The organism is uncultured Agrobacterium sp., assembly GCA_913777615.1.
GTDB lineage: Bacteria > Pseudomonadota > Alphaproteobacteria > Rhizobiales > Rhizobiaceae > Agrobacterium.
The window spans coordinates 1-16,775 of the sequence record CAJYTK010000014.1; the positions used below are offsets into that span (position 1 = coordinate 1).

Annotated in this window: 13 protein-coding genes; 5 read left to right on the forward strand and 8 right to left on the reverse strand. The window is 57.5% G+C overall.

Annotated elements, in window-relative coordinates; translation table 11 throughout:
- The 6 genes from QZ862_RS13815 to QZ862_RS13840 all read right to left on the reverse strand — a co-directional run.
- Positions 1 to 1,612, reverse strand: a 1,612-nt coding sequence (locus QZ862_RS13815; protein WP_296100582.1) for a methyl-accepting chemotaxis protein, incomplete at its 3' end; no start/stop codon positions are given.
- A 619-nt stretch (positions 1,613 to 2,231) separates the two neighbouring features.
- Positions 2,232 to 3,152 (reverse strand): SMP-30/gluconolactonase/LRE family protein, encoded by a 921-nt coding sequence (locus QZ862_RS13820; protein WP_296100583.1) that lies wholly within the window; start codon positions 3,150 to 3,152, stop codon positions 2,232 to 2,234.
- Positions 3,153 to 3,186: 34 nt separating this feature from the next.
- A complete protein-coding gene (locus QZ862_RS13825; protein WP_296035450.1) occupies positions 3,187 to 4,134 on the reverse strand; it encodes an ABC transporter permease in 948 nt (315 codons plus the stop codon).
- Positions 4,131 to 5,072 carry an ABC transporter permease gene (locus QZ862_RS13830; RefSeq protein ID WP_296100585.1) on the reverse strand — a complete coding sequence of 314 codons (942 nt, stop codon included), beginning with the start codon at positions 5,070 to 5,072 and terminating at the stop codon, positions 4,131 to 4,133. The genes QZ862_RS13825 and QZ862_RS13830 overlap by 4 nt, the downstream gene beginning before the upstream one ends.
- Positions 5,069 to 6,532, reverse strand: a complete 1,464-nt coding sequence (locus QZ862_RS13835; RefSeq protein WP_296100586.1) for a sugar ABC transporter ATP-binding protein — start codon at positions 6,530 to 6,532, stop codon at positions 5,069 to 5,071. Before QZ862_RS13835 ends, QZ862_RS13830 begins: the two co-directional genes overlap by 4 nt.
- Positions 6,533 to 6,625: 93 nt before the next feature.
- Entirely contained in the window at positions 6,626 to 7,639 is a 1,014-nt protein-coding gene (locus tag QZ862_RS13840; RefSeq protein WP_296035444.1) for an ABC transporter substrate-binding protein, read from the reverse strand.
- Between the two features lie 294 nt (positions 7,640 to 7,933).
- Here QZ862_RS13840 and QZ862_RS13845 point away from each other — a divergent pair, with 294 nt between their 5' ends.
- Positions 7,934 to 9,169: a GAF domain-containing sensor histidine kinase gene (locus QZ862_RS13845; RefSeq protein WP_296100587.1), complete on the forward strand. Its 1,236-nt coding sequence runs from the start codon at positions 7,934 to 7,936 to the stop codon at positions 9,167 to 9,169.
- A 1-nt stretch (position 9,170) separates the two neighbouring features.
- Positions 9,171 to 9,893: a response regulator transcription factor gene (locus QZ862_RS13850; protein ID WP_296015490.1), complete on the forward strand. Its 723-nt coding sequence runs from the start codon at positions 9,171 to 9,173 to the stop codon at positions 9,891 to 9,893.
- Positions 9,894 to 9,935: 42 nt separating this feature from the next.
- Here the strand turns inward: QZ862_RS13850 and QZ862_RS13855 are convergent, their stop codons facing one another.
- Together QZ862_RS13855 and QZ862_RS13860 are read right to left on the reverse strand one after the other, a co-directional pair.
- Complete coding sequence (locus tag QZ862_RS13855; RefSeq protein WP_296100589.1) at positions 9,936 to 11,372, reverse strand: NAD-dependent succinate-semialdehyde dehydrogenase; 1,437 nt, start codon at positions 11,370 to 11,372, stop codon at positions 9,936 to 9,938.
- Positions 11,373 to 11,610: 238 nt separating this feature from the next.
- Positions 11,611 to 12,798, reverse strand: coding sequence for an acyl-CoA dehydrogenase (locus QZ862_RS13860; protein ID WP_296100590.1), 1,188 nt, complete (start codon positions 12,796 to 12,798; stop codon positions 11,611 to 11,613).
- 97 nt (positions 12,799 to 12,895) lie between these two features.
- On the opposite strand from QZ862_RS13860, the gene QZ862_RS13865 reads away from it, so the two are divergent.
- From QZ862_RS13865 to QZ862_RS13875, 3 genes are all read left to right on the forward strand, one after another.
- Positions 12,896 to 13,810, forward strand: a complete 915-nt coding sequence (locus tag QZ862_RS13865) for a LysR family transcriptional regulator (protein WP_296100591.1) — start codon at positions 12,896 to 12,898, stop codon at positions 13,808 to 13,810.
- Positions 13,811 to 14,043: 233 nt separating this feature from the next.
- Complete coding sequence (locus QZ862_RS13870) at positions 14,044 to 15,099, forward strand: dipeptidase (RefSeq protein WP_296100592.1); 1,056 nt, start codon at positions 14,044 to 14,046, stop codon at positions 15,097 to 15,099.
- Between the two features lie 35 nt (positions 15,100 to 15,134).
- Positions 15,135 to 16,775: an ABC transporter substrate-binding protein gene (locus QZ862_RS13875; protein ID WP_296035670.1), complete on the forward strand. Its 1,641-nt coding sequence runs from the start codon at positions 15,135 to 15,137 to the stop codon at positions 16,773 to 16,775.

Here is a 16,775-nt window from a genome sequence, read left to right on the forward strand (position 1 = left end):
TGTCGAGCTGCTGGATCGCTTCGTTGATCTGACTTGCACCGATGTCCTGCTCACGGCAGGCAGCAGAGATTTCCGAGACCAGTTCTGCGGTCTTGCGGATATCTGGAACCAGACGGTTCAGCATCTCACCAGCTTCGGTTGCGACCTGAACGGTTTCACCGGAGAGCGAAGAGATTTCGGCTGCCGCTGCCTGGCTGCGCTCTGCAAGCTTTCGGACTTCGGAGGCCACGACGGCAAAGCCCTTGCCGTGTTCTCCGGCACGAGCAGCTTCGACGGCGGCATTCAATGCCAGAAGGTCTGTCTGACGAGCGATTTCCTGAACGATGGATATCTTCTGCGCAATGGTACGCATTGCAACGACGGCACGGCCCACAGCTTCGCCACTGGCTTCGGCATCCTTGGACGACTGACGCGCGATCTTCTCGGTCTGTGCAGCGTTATCGGCGTTCTGCTTGATGTTTGCTGCCATCTCTTCCATCGAGGCGGAGGCTTCTTCGGCAGAAGATGCCTGTTCGGTCGCGCCCTGCGAAAGCTGTTCGGAAGACGAGGACAGTTCCTGACTACCGGAAGAGACGTTGTCGGCTGCGGCGAGCGCATCGCCCACCACGCCACGCAGACGTTCAACCATCGACTGCAAGGCGATCCCGAGCGTGTCCCGTTCTGACAAAGGCTTTGGTGTCACCGTCAGATCGCCGTTTGAAATTTTGTCCGCGACGCTCGCTGTCTCGCGCAGATTGGTCACCATTTCGAGCATTGCGATGCCAAGCGTGTCCTTTTCCGAAAGAGGCTTCACGTCCTTTGAAAGATCGCCAGCGGCAATCGTGCCAGCAACATCGGCTGTCGCGCGCAGATTACGTGTCATTGTGTTGACCCGATCGACAAGGTCTTTGATCTCGTCGTTGCTACGGATTTGGACATCCCGCTCAAGGTCGCCCACAGCAATCGCTTCTGCCACGGTCATAACCTTGCGTAACCCCGAACTGATACCCATCGCAATCCAAAAGGCAGTGAAGGCGGCGATAAGAATCGCTGCGATAGAGCACGAAATCAGCATAAATCGCGTCTGATCATAGTCGTCTGAGGCTACCTGTTTGGACTCCTGCAGTCGTGTCCTATTCATCTGGACACCTTCATCGAGCTTCTTCGTAAGGGCATTCGCGGCGTTACGTCCTTCTCCGGCGGAGTAAGCCTCGGCCGCAGCGGTGTTTCCTTCGTCGAGTAGCGCGCGCACGCGATTGTCGCTGGCGTCGAAGGCTGTGGTGATCGACTGCAAGTCCGCCCAATAGGAACGCGTCTCAGGACTCGCCGTGGCAGCCATCTCATTCAACAGCTCCGTGAGATGCGCTTTGCTTTCATCTCCCACTTTCTTGTGCTGAAGCACTTCGGCAGGCGACTTCGCCAGGATCATGTTTTTTTGCGCCCGGATTGTCACAAGCGACAAGGCATTAATCTGATGCACCTTGTCGAGACGTGGAACAGTGCCTTCAACCACTTCGTTCATCGCGTCCCTGGCGATGCCGAGGCTATAGATGCCGTATCCAGAAGTGCCGGCTAACATAAAAATGAGAAGACCGAAGGTGAGAGCCAGCTTTGCTTTGATGGTGAACCGCATATCAAACGTCCCTGAACGCGAGGTAGTAATTGTCGAGAAGACATCAATGCCAAGCCATTGCTTGGACAGAGGATGATGAAAACTAAAATGGTGAGGATCGGCATAAAGAGTGGGTTATTGATAACCGCTTTGGGGGCGGGTCGTTGTGGGCTCCGCGCTCGTCAACCTGCATCCAGCGGCTAAGGCCAGAGGGACAGGTCAATCGAAGTGGAGTGGGGGTACTTACAAAACAGCCCTGAATGGCCGCTTGATTGGCATGTTGGCAGCATGAGCAACAGGCGCACACGTCGTGAGTCTGCCTGCGTCGGTCAGGTTGATTTTCTCATCGCATGAGACTTGGAAACTCCGCATCGACCATTCTTTATGGTCCGCGCTATCGGATCAGACGGCATCTTTAGACGAGACCCGGGCGCATCATGCGGGCGAGAAAGACAACCCCTGAAGAAATTCACGGGTAGCGTTTGTCTGGCATCAATCTAACGGTCTATGGTAAAAATAACGTTACTACTTTTGGCAGATAACGATCGTTGACATGAGTCTCAGGATCGCTCCTCGAGTTTGGGAGCGATGATTTTTCCGACGAATTCCGTCTTTCAGAGCCCGAAGCTACTGTCCGGCGTTACGGCGTTTGCGCACCCGTCGTTGCGAGATAGACGGAGTACAGCGATTTGGTTGCCGTGATGAAAAGCCGGTTCTTCTTTGGACCGCCAAATGTCACGTTGGCCACCGTCTGCGGCACCTTGATCTTGCCCAGCAACGTGCCTTCAGGCGAAAAACAATGGACACCGTCACCGGCACTGGTCCAGAGGTTGCCAGCCGTGTCGAGGCGGAAGCCGTCGGGCAGGCCACTGTCAAGATTGCAGAACTCTCGTCCATTTGCCAGCCTTACGCCATCAATCACGTCAAACACTCTAATATGGCGCGGGCGCGAAACGTCGTGACTATAGGAGCTGTCGGCGACATAGAGCTTCGTTTCGTCAGGGGAGAATGCCAGGCCATTCGGCTGCATGAAGTCGTCGACGGCGATCTCGACCTGTCCGGACGTGGGATCAATCCTGTAGACATTCCGGGTCTTCTGCTCAGGTTGAGACTTGTAGCCCTCGTAATCGGAGAGAATTCCGTAGGTGGGATCGGTAAACCAGATGCTGCCATCGGATTTGACCACCACATCATTGGGTGAGTTCAATCGCTTGCCGTTATAGCTGTCGGCCAGCACTGTAATCGAGCCGTCGACTTCGGTTCTGGTCACGCGGCGACCCCCGTGTTCGCAGGAGATTAGCCGGCCCTGGCGGTCGCGAGTGTTGCCATTGGCGAAATTGGAGGGCTGGCGAAAAACGGAAATTCCGCCGTCCGGCACCCAGCGAAGAATGCGCTGGTTGGGGATGTCGCTGAACAGCAGGCAATTGAGATCCGCAAACCAGACTGGGCCTTCGCTCCAGCGGCAGCCGGAATAGAGTTCTTCAAGTTCGGCGTTGCCGACGATCAGGTGACGGAAGCGTTCGTCGCGAATGTCATAAACGGAGCTTTGATCTTTGGTCATGAGCGTCAATCGGCCTGAGAGGTGTTGGTTTCGTTTAGCGCGTGGCCTTTGGGCCGCTCGCCAGGAAAATCACGGAGATGATAATGAGGCCAGTGAGGATCAGTCGCGCACCGGCACCGAAGCCATAGGTGTTCAGCATCGACACCACGAGAAACATGAAGAGCGATGCGCCCCAGATTCCCGGCACGTTGGAGTCACCTCCAGCAACTGCCGTGCCGCCGATGACGACGACGGCGATCGACATCAAAAGATACTCCGACCCCATATTAAGGGCCGCACCGCCCGAAAAGCTTGCCAGAAGGTATCCGGCGATCGCTGCCAGAACGGAACAGAAGATGTAGGTTATGCAGCGCGCGCCATCGACGGGAATGCCGGTCATGCGGGCAGCGAAAGTGCTCTGACCGATGGCCGATATCCAGCGTCCGTAGAACGACCTGTCGAGCAGTACCCATGCGACGACCGAAAGGAGAAGCGCAACGAGCGCGACATTCGGTATGCCGAACGAGCTTGATATCGCGAAATTCGCCAGCGTTTCGGGCGGCTTGATTCGCAGCCCGCGATTGGACCAGATCGCGATCGATTGGACGATGAAGCTCATGGACAGCGTCGCGATGATTGGCGGGATGCGCAGGAGTTTGATCAATGTGTAGTTACCGATGCCGATCGCGATTCCGATCAGGACGGCCACCAGCAGACCCGGCAGGACGAGACTGTCGGAGACATCCATGAACTTCAGCGCAAGCGTGCCGGATAGCGTCATCGTGGCCGGGACGCAAAGATCGATGTTGCCGGGACCGAGCGTGATGACAAACATCTGTCCAATGCCGACGATGACCGAAAAAGCGGCGAAGGTAAGAGCGGCGTGTGACAGCCCGAACGAGCTTGCGCCGCCAGTGAACATCACAGTGATGATCCAAACCGCAACGGTTGCGGCGAAGGACCAGATCCAAGGTCTTTTGGCTAAGGCAGCGAGGCGGCTCATTGGATTTTCTCCCGCTTTTCAAGACGGTTGAGCAAAAGACGCAAGGCGAGCACGATGATGAGGATCGCGCCCTGCGCACCGATCTGCCAGTCCGGCGAAATACGCATGAAGGACAGGAATGAGCCCGCAAGTGTCAGCGTCAAGGCGCCGATCACCGCGCCGATGGGAGACACACGCCCGCCGACGAATTCGCCGCCGCCAAGAATGACGCCTGCAATCGATAGAAGCGTGTAGCGAAGCGCGATATTGGCATCGGCCGAGGTTGTCAGCCCGACGAGCGCAATGCCTGACAGCACGGCAAAGAAACCCGCCAGGGCAAAGGTTGCGGAACGAATGCCGACCACCGACCAGCCGGACCGCTCGACGGAGCGCAGATTGCCGCCAACGCCGCGCATCAGCACACCGAAGGAGGATCGCATGACGATGTAATGGGCGACGACCGCAATCACTATGCTGGCGATGATGGCGATCGGGACGAAGGGAGGCTTGGCGGTCATCAAGGCGCGCACGAAGGCAGGCGCCTGTCCGCCGGGGGAGGGCAGGATCAGAACCGCAAGGCCGCCCCAGACAAAGCTCATTCCAAGTGTCACGACGATGGAGGGGAGGGCGCGCAGATGAATGATTGCCCCGAGCACGGCGTAGACGGCAATCGCCGCGGCAAAGATTGCGACGCCGATGATCGGGGAATCCTGAAGAAACGTTGCGGTCACGCAGGCACAAAAACTGACGAAGGTGCCCATCGACAGGTCGAGATCGTTGACGGACATGATCAGCATCTGCGCAATGGTTGCCAGCGCGATCGGTACCGCCAGATTGAACAGCAGGTTCATGCCTGTATAGCTCATGGCTCGCGGCTGCATGTAGAAGACGGCTATCAGCAGGAAGGCGAGCGACGCGGCGGGAATGACGAGGCGAAGTGTGTTGGCGGAAGTCTTCATGCGTGCGCCTCGCCTGAGAAGGATGCGGCTAGGACATTCTGTTCGGTAATCTCTTCGCCGACCAGCTCTGCCTGGATGGCGCCATCGCGGAAGACATAGACACGGTCGCACAAGCGAATTTCGTCCATTTCCGTCGAATACCAAATAAAGGTTCGGCCGTGTGCCGCTTCGGTTCTCAAGATGTCGTAAACCTCCTGTTTGGTGCCGATATCGACGCCGCGCATCGGATCGTCCATCAGCACGGTGCTGGCGGTCGTCGCCAATGCGCGGGCAAAGAGTACCTTCTGCTGGTTGCCGCCGGACAGGGAGAGGATCTTGTTGCCCATGTCGGGTGTGCGGATTTCAATCCGTTTCTTCCAATTGGCACCGAGTTCGCTTTCCTTGGATCTATCGACCAGTCCGGCAGATGAGATATCCCGAAGCGATGCGATCGAAAGGTTCTTGAGGATGCTCCAGAGCGAGAAGGTGCCGTTCAGGCTTCTGTCTCCCGCCACGAAGGCCAGGTCTGCCTTGCGACTTGGTAGCCAGCTACTGTTTTTCGCCAGATAAAGATCAAGCAGTGCTTCCGTCTGGCCGTGACCGCCAAGACCGGCAAGGCCGATGATTTCTCCGCGATAGGCCTCGAATGCGATCTCTGAGCCGCGGCGCGGCGCCATGGAGAGAACTTTTTCACTGGACCGAGCGCGGGCACTCTTGTGCGTATCCTGATCCTTCACGACGCTGCCCATGGCTTCGACCAGCGTCCGCGTGGTAAAGTCACTTGCCGCGCGGTTTGCCACGACGCGTCCATCCTTCATGACCACGATGCGGGTCGCGGTCGAGAGGATCTCGCCGAGAATATGGGAGATCAGCAAGACCGAGCCGCCCTCGCGCACGAAACGGCGTACATAAGCCATGAGTTGTTCGGCAAGACCCGCGTCGAGCGAGGAGGTCGGTTCATCGAGAATGACGAGCCGAGGCGCTTCCGGCGTGCGGCAAAAATTGATGGCGATTTCGACCATCTGGCGTTCGGCGATGGAGAGTTCTGAAATCGTCGCTTCGCAATCGATGCCGTGGCCCGGAAAGATATCGTCGATGGTCTTCTGAATGGCTGACAAAGCACGACCGCGCCAATTGTGGCCCTTCATCGTGGGATGCATGATCCGCACATTCTCGACGATTGTGAGATTAGGGCAGAGCGACAATTCCTGGAAAACGCAGCGCACGCCACCGGCTCGCGCTGCCGCAATGCCCTGGCGACCGGGCGCACCGCCATAGGAAATCGTGCCGTCATGTGGGGACAGACCACCATTGATGACATTGACGATGGTGGATTTACCCGCGCCGTTATGGCCGACAAGGCCCAGACATTCCCCTGCGCGGATGATGAGATCGGCACCATCAAGCGCCTTTACAGCGCCGAAGACGACCTTGACGCCGCGTGCGGCTACGACTTCTTCCGTCTCGATGATGTCATTCATGAGCAAAACGCCAACGATCTGAAAATGATGGAAATAAGAGATGGCCGCTGCGGCGACAAAGTCGACCGCAGCGGATGGGAGGTGAGGCCGGCCTTACTTGGCGGCAATCACCTTCTGCGCATCAGCCTGGGAGTAATCCACATTGGCAACGCCACCCTTCTGGGTGTTTTTCAGGTTTTCTTCGAGATTATCCTGATCGATGCGAAGGAAGGGAACGGTCAAGTCCTTCTTCACATCCTTGCCGTCGAGAATCTGCTGGGCCACCCAGAAGGCGAGTGTCGATACGCCGGGCGCAATCGAAACCGACATGGTCTTGTAGCCGCTGGCATCCTTCTGCTGCTTCCACCACTGCAACTCATCTTCACGGTTGCCCATGATGATGGTCGGGGTCGGACGCTTAGCGGCGGCAAACGCCTGAGCCGCACCGTAACCGTCACCGCCCTGCGTTACGACAGCGGCGATTTCCGGGAGGCTTGGCAAAATACCCGCGACGGCGCGCTGTGCGACGTCCTGCGCCCAATCACCATTGACGGAACCGACGATCTTGAATTGTGGGTTCTTGGCAACGCCTGCTGCGATGCCTGCATGGATTTCGTCATCGACGGACACACCGGCGAGACCGCGGATTTCGAGAAGGTTGCCGCCCTTCGGCATGGCCTTTGCCAGATAGTCGATCTGGCTCTCACCCATGGCCTTGAAATCCACGGCGATGCGCCAGGCGCAAGGCTCGGTCACGATGCCATCGAAAGACACGACGATGATGCCGGCATCACAGGCTTCCTTGATCGCGCCGTTTAGTGCAGTCGGAGAAGCGGCGTTGATGACGATCGCATCATAACCCTGGAGGATGAGGTTCTGGATTTGCGCTGCCTGTTCCGTTGCCTGGTTTTCGGCAGTAGTGAAGGCGTCGGCTGCAGCGACCTGCTTGTCGGCAACGGCCTGCTTGGTGATCTTGTCCCAGCTCGTCAGCATCGCCTGACGCCAGGAGTTGCCGGCATAATTGTTGGAGAGCGCGATTTTCTTCGCCGAGGTATCGGCGTGAGCGGTGATTGGCATCGCGGCGCATAGGACAGCCGCCGACGCGAGAAGCATCTTTCTAAAAGCCATTGATTTTCCTCCCTGTGGCTTGCTCTTTCGGAGCCTGGAATATGTTTCGCCGCAAACCTTCCCCACGGCGGAAACGCAATTCCGTTGCACTGGAGCTCCTTTCCCCAGTAAGAACCAAAATGACCAAGAAGAGCCGGCTTGTATAGGCGCATCACGGCAATCTTCGTGCGGATCAACGCACAAAGCTTGCGGGTTCCCGCAAGACGAACGGCTCGGCTGGGCGCAGAATGGACCGTCGCAGGCTACCGACGTCTCGTCGCCTGCAACGGGAGATGCTTGGGAGGGCGTCGGCACATGCTGGATACACCAAAAAGCGCGCTGTTTCACCATTACATGGGCATCTCGCGGCTGCTGGCGGGGCAACTCGAGTTCAACGCCATCATCCAGGCGGTGGCGACCGAGATCAGCCACATCATTCCGCATGACCATATGGATGTCTGCATCAAGCAACTGGATGACAAATATCACATCGCCTACGAAAGCGGTCTTGCCAGCGCTTGGAGCCGTCAGCCGCCGGCGCTTCTGACCGGTAGCCCCATTCGCGCCGTCCTTTCAGGCAATGTCGATTATCTCTTGAGCGGTGACGCCTGCGCCGATCCACGCTTCCATTTCGAGGGCGCTTTTTCCAGCCCGATCCATGAGCTTGATCTGCATAGCCGTCTGCACGTGCCAATGAAGGTGCATGGCGATATTATCGGCGCGCTCAGCTGTTCGTCGCATCAGTCCAACGCCTATACGATGGACGATGTGGCGAATGCCCGCGCTGTCGCCGACCTTCTGGCTCCCTATTTCTATGCGATCCGCGCCGCGGAGCAGGCAAAGCGTTCCGCCATCGAAGAGGCACGGGCCAACGCCCGTGAGGAAGGCTTGCGTCTTGGGGCGCTCCAACTCACAGAGGCGCTGGAAGCCGAGCGTCAGCGGATTGGCATGGATCTGCACGACCAGACCTTGGCGGATCTGACACGGCTGGTGCGCCGGATCGAGCGCATGAGCCACGCGACGGAAGTGTCAGGAGAAATGCTGGAGCCGGTGATGCGCAGCCTGCAACAATGCATGCAGGATCTGCGTGGCATCATCGAAGAGGCCAAGCCCTCAATCCTTCAACTCTTCGGCCTTGTGCAGGCGATTGAAACCTATCTCGACCGGTCGGTGCGCGATAGCGGCCTGCCGATCGATTGGTCCGTCTCCGATATGACCAACGGGCTTGTCGAGGAACTGGATAATTCGGTCGCGGTGTCGCTTTTGCGTATCGTGCAGGAAGCGGTCAACAATGCCATTCGCCATGCCCAGCCTTCGATGATCGACGTCGTGCTGTCAGCGGCCCAGGGTGCATTGCTGGTCAAGGTGTCAGACAATGGCTGTGGTTGTGGTGAAAAGACGACCGGCGGCGGCCTTGGCATCGGCAATATGAAGACACGCGCGCGCCTAATCTCGGCTCGCTTTCATCTCGGCCCCAACCCGCGGGGCAAAGGCACCTGCATCACTCTGACGCTGCCTGCCGCGATCACCGACAAGCCCGAGGAGGCATGACATGGATGTTTTGATCATCGAGGACGATGTTCTGCATCGCGCCTATCTCAATGAAGCGGTGAGGGCGGCGTTGCCGGAATGCGGCACCGTGCTGGAGGCCGAAAATGGTCGCGCGGGTGAAAAGCTCGCACGAGAGAATCGTGCCGCTCATATCGTCATGGACCTGCAAATGAACGAGCGGAACGGAATCGAAGCCGCCCGCACCATCTGGAAAGAAAGGCCGGATACCCGAATTCTCTTCTGGTCCAACTACTCAGACGAGGCCTATGTGCGCGGCGTGTCCCGCATCGTGCCGGAAGGGGCTGCCTATGGCTACGTGCTGAAATCCGCCTCGGATGATCGCCTACGACTGGCGCTGCGTAGCATTTTCATTGAAGCACAATGCGTGATTGACCGCGAAGTGCGTGGCCTGCAGGAAAAGAGCCTTGGCAAAGCCCATGGCTTCTCCGACACGGAGTACGAAATTCTGATCGACATGGCGCTGGGTCTGACTGACAAGGCCATCGCAAAACGCCGAAATCTCTCGCTGCGCAGCGTGCAGAACAGGCTTCAGAGCCTCTATGAGAAGCTGAACGTCCATCAATCGACGGGCGAGGACGACGCGGAAGGACGATACAATCTGCGCACCCGCGCCATCACCATCGCCTATCTGCGCAAGCTTTTGAATTACAGTGCGCTGGAAAGAGCCGAGCGCGAATTGGCGGAATGGCACGGCGGAAAATGAAACAGGCCCGGTTTCAATCCGGGCCTGTTGTGTGGATATCGATTAGTTCATCTGGCTGACGAAGCGGGTTTCGAGATAGGCCTCAACCGCTTCCGAACCGCCTTCCGTGCCGTAGCCGGAATCCTTGACGCCGCCGAAGGGCACTTCCGGGATCGCAAGACCGTTATGGTTGATTGTCAACATGCCTGCCTCGACGCGCTGGCCAAGCGCGTGCGCCGTCTTCACCGAACCGGTAAAGGCGTAGGATGCCAAGCCGAATGGCAGGCGGTTTGCCTCTTCGATGGCGTCTTCCATGGTGGAAAAGCGATTGACGATCGCCACCGGTCCAAAGGGCTCTTCGTTCATGATCTTGGCGTTGGTCGGCACGTCGGTCAGAACGGTGGGCTCGAAGAAGTTGCCCTTGTTGCCGATGCGCTTGCCACCAGTCTTCAAGGTGGCGCCATGGGAAACGGCGTCCTGGATAAGGGCTTCCATCGCAGGAATGCGGCGTTCATTGGCCAGAGGTCCCATGCCGGTGTCGGCATCGAGACCGTTGCCGATCTTCAGGCCTTCGGCGTATTTCACGATGCCGTCGATGAATTTATCGGCAACACTGTCCTGAATGAGAAAGCGCGTCGGCGCGACACAGACCTGACCGGCGTTGCGGAACTTGGCGGCAGCGGAAACTTCGATTGCCTTGTCGAGATCGGCATCGCCGAAAACCAGAACCGGCGCATGACCGCCGAGCTCCATCGTGGCACGCTTCATGTGCTTACCGGCAAGAGCAGCAAGGTGCTTGCCGACCGGCGTGGAGCCGGTGAAGGAAATCTTGCGGATGACCGGATGCGGAATGAGATATTCCGAGATCTCGGCCGGGACGCCATAGACGAGGTTGACGACGCCAGCTGGAATGCCCGCATCGGCAAACGCGCGAATAAGCTCTGCCGGCGATGCTGGTGTCTCTTCCGGTGCCTTTACGATGATCGAACAGCCGGTTGCGACTGCAGCCGAAAGCTTGCGCACCACTTGGTTGATCGGGAAATTCCAGGGCGTGAAAGCCGCGACCGGGCCAACCGGGAACTTGATGGCCAGATTGGAGACGCCGCCGAAGCGAGCCGGAATGACTTGGCCATATGTGCGGCGCGCCTCTTCGGCGAACCAGTCGATGGTGTCGGCAGCATTATTGATTTCGCCTTTGGACTGGGCGATCGGTTTGCCCTGTTCGCGGGTCATCAGCCAGGCGATGTAATCGATGCGCTCGCGCAGAAGATCGGCGGCCTTGCGCATGATTTTGGAACGTTCAAAGGCTGATGTGTCGCGCCAGACCTTGAAGCCCTTGTCGGCGGCGGAAAGTGCAAGATCCAGATCTTCCTTTTCCGCATGTGCAAGCGAGCCAATGATTTCATCGGTCGCGGGGTCGGAGACGGCAATGGTTTTGCCGGAGAGCGCGTCGCGCCACTCGCCATTGATGAAGAGTTTAACGTCGGGATAGCTGTGCATGTAAAGACCTTCGCGTTTTTTTACCGACCGGCAGGACACCGGTGCATTTCGTTCAATCAGCAAGTCGGTTGCAGCATGAAGCGGAACGGGATGTCTTCGGTGAAACCAAAGACGGCGGTGAGCCTCTTATATTATTTCTCCGGTCGCTTGTTTCAACCAGCAATATCTAAAAGTATGACTTATTTCGCAATGCAAAAGACCCGGCCATTGGCCGGGTCCGGATGTTTGGTGATGTCGCTTAGAAGAATGCCTGAATCCCGGTCTGGGCTCGCCCGAGGATCAGCGCATGAACATCATGCGTGCCCTCGTAGGTGTTCACCGTTTCCAGGTTCTGGGCGTGGCGCATCACGTGATATTCGATCTGGATGCCGTTGCCGCCATGCATATCCCGCGCCTGGCGCGCAATATCCAGTGCCTTGCCGCAATTGTTGCGCTTGATGATCGAAATCATTTCCGGCGCCATACGGTGCTCGTCGAACAGACGGCCAACACGCAGCGATGCCTGGAGGCCAAGCGCTATTTCGGTCTGCATGTCGGCGAGCTTCTTTTGATAGAGCTGCATGCCGGCGAGAGGCTTGCCAAATTGTTTACGATCGAGACCATATTGCAGCGCACGGAACCAGCAATCTTCCGCCGCGCCCATGACACCCCAGGAGATGCCGTAACGCGCCCGATTGAGGCAGCCAAACGGGCCCTTGAGCCCGGAGACGTTTGGCAGCAACGCGTCTTCGCCCACTTCCACGCCATCCATGACGATCTCGCCAGTAATCGAAGCGCGCAGCGACAACTTGCCGCCGATCTTCGGTGCGGAGAGGCCTTTCATGCCCTTCTCCAAAACGAAGCCGCGAATTTCGTTGTTGTGCGCTTCCGACTTCGCCCAGACGACGAAGACATCGGCGATCGGCGCATTGGAAATCCACATTTTGGAGCCGCGAAGGCGGTATCCGCCTTCGATCTTTTCAGCGCGCGTCTTCATGCCGCCCGGATCGGAGCCGGCATCGGGTTCTGTCAGGCCAAAGCAACCGATCAGTTCGCCGGAAACGAGCCCCGGCAGATACTTATCCTTTTGCTCTTCCGAGCCATAGGCAAAGATCGGGTAAATAACGAGCGAGGACTGGACGCTCATCATCGAGCGATAGCCGCTATCAATGCGCTCAACTTCACGTGCCACGAGACCGTAGGCGACATAGCTGGCATCGGCTGCGCCGTATTTTTCCGGCAGCGTAACGCCAAGAAGGCCCGCCTGGCCCATCAGGCGGAACAGTTCCGGTTCGGACGTTTCGGAGAGATAGGCGTCCTGGACGCGGGGGAGAAGCTCAGCTTTGGCGAAGGAGGCGGCAGAATCGCGGATCATCCGCTCGTCGTCGTTCAGTTGATCCTCAAGCAGAAACGGATCCTGCCAATTGAATGATGCGCGGTCGCTCACGATGAAATCTCCACTTTTGTTGCTGCGATTATTGGCAATTCATCATTGCTGGGCAAGCCATGTTTACTCATTCAGCTATTACCGATAGGAATGCACCATGACCTCACTCAGCCGTAAATTGCTGCCGTCCACCGGCGCGCTCGCTGCCTTCGATTCCGTCGCGCGGCTGGGCAGTTTTTCGCTGGCGGCAGACGAGCTTTCCCTGACGCAGGGCGCGATTAGCAGGCAGGTCATGTCACTTGAAGAGCAGCTTGGGGTGAAGCTGTTCGAGCGTGGGGCGCGGGGCGTTTCGCTAACGCGGGAGGGAGAGACTTACGCGAAAGCCATCGGTATCGCGCTTGGCGATATTCGCTCCGCCTCGCTGCAGGTCATGACCAAAACGCATGCCAATGCGCTGAACCTTGCCATGCTGCCGACCTTCGGCACACGCTGGCTGTTGCCGCGCATCCCGAAATTCGTTGCGGCCCACCCGGAAATCACCCTGAATTTTGCCACGCGCATCGGGCAGTTCGATTTCGAGAAGGAAGGTCTCGATATGGCCATTCACATCGGCCAGCCGGATTGGCCAGCGGCAGAAAGCGTTTTTCTCATGAACGAGATGGTGGCGCCAGTCTGTAGCCCGGCATTTTTGACGAGCCATCCAATCAGCAATGGCGAAGATATCGTCGGGCTCCCTTTACTACACATGGCCTCCAGGCCGGGCGCATGGGACCACTGGTTCAAGAGCGCCGGCATTGTTGCGCATCAGGCGCCGGCCATGCGCTTCGAGCAATTCTCCAGTGTCGCCCAGGCTTGCATTGCGGGCCTCGGCATTGCCTTGATGCCCCTTTTTCTCATCGAAAGCGAGCTGAAATCGGGACAACTGGTTCAGGCCTTCGATCATCCGATCAAAAGCCCGAGCTCTTATTATGCGGTCGCTCCACTCTCTCGCATCAATCATGGCCCCGTGGTGCTGTTCCGGCGCTGGCTGCTTGGTGAAAGTGAAATCTTTCGCGAGCAAAATACGCACTAGTTCGCGCTCAGTTTGTATAGTTTTGAGAATCCCACTCGGGCTGTGGCGATAATTTCATCTTGCACCAATTTTAAGCTTGCGAAGACCCGGAATATGGTCCTAGATCGCGTGCGACGACAATCTGCTGAATTGCGGCACGGCGTTTTGTCTTCTTGCGTCATGACCACTCAATCCATCTATAAGACTTTGTTTTAAAACGATAAAGTTCTGCTTCAATCCTGGAATAACTTGAAATGCAATTGGTTTTCGACGGTCATAATGATGTGCTTTTGCGCTTGTGGCACAATGACAAGAAGGGACAGGACCCAGTCCAGGAATTCATCGGCGGAACCTCGCAAGGCCACATCGATGCGCGGCGTGCCAAGGCCGGTGGACTGGCCGGTGGTTTTTGCGCCATTTATATCCCCTCTGGCGATTTGATTTTGCAGGAGCCGGACGCAAATGGCCACTACGTCACGCCCTTGGCGGCCCCCCTTCAGCGCCAGCCCTCACTCGATATTGCCATGGAAAAAATGGCCATCGCATATCGCCTGGAGCGTGCAGGAGGCTGGAAAATCTGCCGCTCCACGGCCGATATAAGCAAGGCGATGGACGACAACATCTTTGCCGCAGTCCTTCATATGGAAGGCTGCGAGGCGATCGATGAAGATCTCGACGCGCTTGAAGTATTCTACGCTGCTGGTCTGCGCTCGCTCGGGCCCGTCTGGAGCCGCCACAATGCCTTCGGCCATGGCGTTCCATTCGCCTATCCCATGTCGCCGGATACCGCACCGGGTCTGACCGATGCCGGTTTCGAACTGGTCAAGCGCTGCAACGAACTCGGCATTTTGATCGACCTCGCGCACATCACTGAGAAGGGCTTCTGGGATGTGGCAAAGACGAGCGATCAGCCGCTGATCGCCAGTCATTCCAACGCTCACGCACTGACGGGTGTGGCGCGTAACCTGACCGACAGACAGATGGATGCGATCAAGGAAAGCCGCGGGCTTGCTGGCCTGAATTACGCCGTAACCATGCTTCGCCCCGACGCGCGCGACGATGCCGACACACCGCTCTCCGATATGGTCCGCCACATCGATTACATGGTCGAGCGCATGGGCATCGATTGCGTCGCGCTTGGCTCCGACTTTGATGGTGCAACGGTACCGGCGGAAATCGCCGATGCTGCAGGCAATCAGAATCTGGTTGCTGCGCTCAAAGCTGCTGGCTACTCTGAAGAAGAACTTGCTAAAATGTGCCGGGAAAACTGGCTACGCGTACTGGCTCAAGCCTGGCATGAGCCGACCTGAACAAGAGTGATATGAAACCTATAAAGGGGAGAACAATGACGAAGTCGCTCAACAAAATGGCCCGCATTCTGGCAACCAGCGCCGCGCTGTCGCTGATTGCGCTGTCCGCGCCCCAGGCTTTTGCCGCCACACCGGCTGATACGCTGGTGGAAGGCTTCGCCATCGATGACATCATCACGCTCGATCCGGGTGAGGCATTCGAGCTGTCGGCCGCGGAAGTCACCGGCAACACCTATTCCAAGCTGGTTTCCATCGACCTCAACGACACCTCCAAGGTTATCGGCGATCTGGCCGAGAGCTGGACGACGTCGGAAGACGGCATGACCTATACCTTCAAGCTGAAGCCCGGCCTCAAATTCGCCTCCGGCAATCCGGTCACGGCAGACGATGTGGCGTTCTCCTTCGAGCGCGCCATCAAGCTCGACAAGTCCCCTGCCTTCCTGCTCACGCAGTTCGGCCTGAAGGGCGACAACGTCACGGAGAAGGCCAAGGCCACCGCGCCTGATACTTTCACGCTGACAGTCGATAAGCCCTATGCGCCAAGCTTCGTCCTGAACGTTCTGACCGCGACTGTTGCCTCGGTCGTCGACAAGAAGCTTGTCATGGAAAAGGCCAAGGCGATGACGCCAACAGCCGACTACAAATACGACACCGACTTTGGCAATGAATTCCTGAAGACCGGCTATGCGGGCTCCGGCCCGTACAAGATCCTCGGCTGGAAGGCCAATGAAGCCGTCATCATGGAAGCCAACCCAAATTATTATGGTGAAAAGCCGAAGCTTAAGCGCGTCGTCTATCGCCACATGAAGGAAAGCTCCGGTCAGCGACTGGCGCTTGAAAACGGCGATATTGACGTGGCGCGTAACCTTGAGCCCGGCGATATGGAGGCCGTTTCCAAAAAGGAAGGTCTCTCCATCACTTCCGCACCCAAAGGCACAGTCTATTACTTCAGCCTCAATCAGAAGAATGAGAACCTGAAGAAGCCTGAAGTCGTGGAAGCTTTCAAATATCTCGTCGATTATGACGCGATTGGCGCGACGCTCATCAAGGGCATCGGCGAAATCCACCAGACCTTCCTGCCGAAGGGGCAGTTGGGTGCGCTGGATGAGAACCCCTACAAGCTGGATGTTGCCAAGGCGAAGGAATTGCTGGCCAAGGCTGGTCTGAAGGACGGCTTTACAGTCACTATGGACGTGCGCAACACGCAGCCTGTCACCGGCATTGCCGAAAATGTTCAGCAGACCTTGGCACAGGCCGGCATCAAGCTGGAAATCATTCCGGGCGATGGCAAGCAGACGCTGACCAAGTATCGTGCGCGCACGCATGACATCTATATCGGACAGTGGGGTTCGGACTATTTCGACCCGAACTCGAATGCCGAAACGTTTACCATCAACTACGACAACTCCGACGAAGGCAAGAACAAGACGCTTGCTTGGCGCAATGCCTGGGACGTTCCGGAGCTGACGAAGGAAACGCAGTCGGCGCTTTTGGAAAAAGACAGCGCCAAGCGCGCCAAGATCTATGAGGATCTGCAGAAGAAGGTTCTGGAAACCGGACCCTTCGTCATCGTATTCCAGCAGACAGAGGTGGCAGGTTACTCCAACAAGCTCAAGGGCCTGAAGCTCGGCCCAAGCTTCGATACCAACTACGTCTACACGATCTCCAAGGAATGA

Coding starts and splice junctions, on each gene's coding strand:
- QZ862_RS13820 (WP_296100583.1), bottom strand. CDS start 3,152: ATGACCAAAGATCAAAGCTCCGTTTATGACATTCGCGACGAACGCTTC.
- QZ862_RS13840 (WP_296035444.1), bottom strand. CDS start 7,639: ATGGCTTTTAGAAAGATGCTTCTCGCGTCGGCGGCTGTCCTATGCGCC.
- QZ862_RS13870 (WP_296100592.1), top strand. CDS start 14,044: ATGCAATTGGTTTTCGACGGTCATAATGATGTGCTTTTGCGCTTGTGG.
- QZ862_RS13855 (WP_296100589.1), bottom strand. CDS start 11,372: ATGCACAGCTATCCCGACGTTAAACTCTTCATCAATGGCGAGTGGCGC.
- QZ862_RS13835 (WP_296100586.1), bottom strand. CDS start 6,532: ATGAATGACATCATCGAGACGGAAGAAGTCGTAGCCGCACGCGGCGTC.
- QZ862_RS13875 (WP_296035670.1), top strand. CDS start 15,135: ATGACGAAGTCGCTCAACAAAATGGCCCGCATTCTGGCAACCAGCGCC.
- QZ862_RS13825 (WP_296035450.1), bottom strand. CDS start 4,134: ATGAGCCGCCTCGCTGCCTTAGCCAAAAGACCTTGGATCTGGTCCTTC.
- QZ862_RS13850 (WP_296015490.1), top strand. CDS start 9,171: ATGGATGTTTTGATCATCGAGGACGATGTTCTGCATCGCGCCTATCTC.
- QZ862_RS13865 (WP_296100591.1), top strand. CDS start 12,896: ATGACCTCACTCAGCCGTAAATTGCTGCCGTCCACCGGCGCGCTCGCT.
- QZ862_RS13845 (WP_296100587.1), top strand. CDS start 7,934: ATGCTGGATACACCAAAAAGCGCGCTGTTTCACCATTACATGGGCATC.
- QZ862_RS13830 (WP_296100585.1), bottom strand. CDS start 5,072: ATGAAGACTTCCGCCAACACACTTCGCCTCGTCATTCCCGCCGCGTCG.